Origin of the sequence: Virgibacillus sp. M23 (assembly GCF_034190895.1) — a bacterium.
Taxonomy (GTDB): Bacteria; Bacillota; Bacilli; order Bacillales; family Amphibacillaceae; genus Virgibacillus; species Virgibacillus salarius.
This window is the reverse complement of record NZ_JAWDHA010000237.1, coordinates 1-469: the sequence shown is the minus strand read 5'-3', so window position 1 is coordinate 469 and position 469 is coordinate 1. Positions and strand designations below refer to the sequence as shown.

General features: G+C 45.2%; 2 pseudogenes. One reads left to right on the top strand and one right to left on the bottom strand.

Going from position 1 to position 469, the window contains the following annotated elements:
• Positions 1–326, top strand: a pseudogene (znuB, locus tag RVS70_RS22295) (zinc ABC transporter permease ZnuB); the annotation flags it as partial.
• 36 nt (positions 327–362) lie between these two features.
• Here the strand turns inward: znuB and RVS70_RS22290 are convergent.
• Positions 363–469 (bottom strand): annotated as a pseudogene (locus RVS70_RS22290) (LLM class flavin-dependent oxidoreductase); the annotation flags it as partial.

The following is a 469-nucleotide window of genomic DNA, read 5'->3' as shown; positions in this document are numbered from 1 at the left end:
TCTCGTTGTCATTCAGTATTGTCACAGGCCTTGCGATTTCAGTCATTATACCGATCATCGGGGTCCTTCTTGTATCAGCCCTGCTCGTATTGCCGGCAGCATTCGCCATTAGAATTGCAAAAGGCTTTAACATGGTCTTCATTACAGCCATACTCATTTCGTTATTCAGCGTATTTGCGGGACTGACATCATCCTATCAGCTCGGGACGCCGCCAGGGCCGTCTATTACCCTGCTAGTGATCGTTCTGCTTTTGCTCGGATTTGCAGTTCAAGGAGTTTGGATGTTTATCAAAAAAGAAGCGCAGCGCAAAAAAGGGCGCCAATAACAAAAAAGCAGCTTCCCCAGGGGAAACTGCTTTTTTTTATAGAAATAATCCGGCAAGGCGCTCATACGATTCTTTTTTCGCCTCAAAATCAAACACATTGCACAGAGCCATGATTTCATTTGTTTCATAGCGGTCTGTGAGGT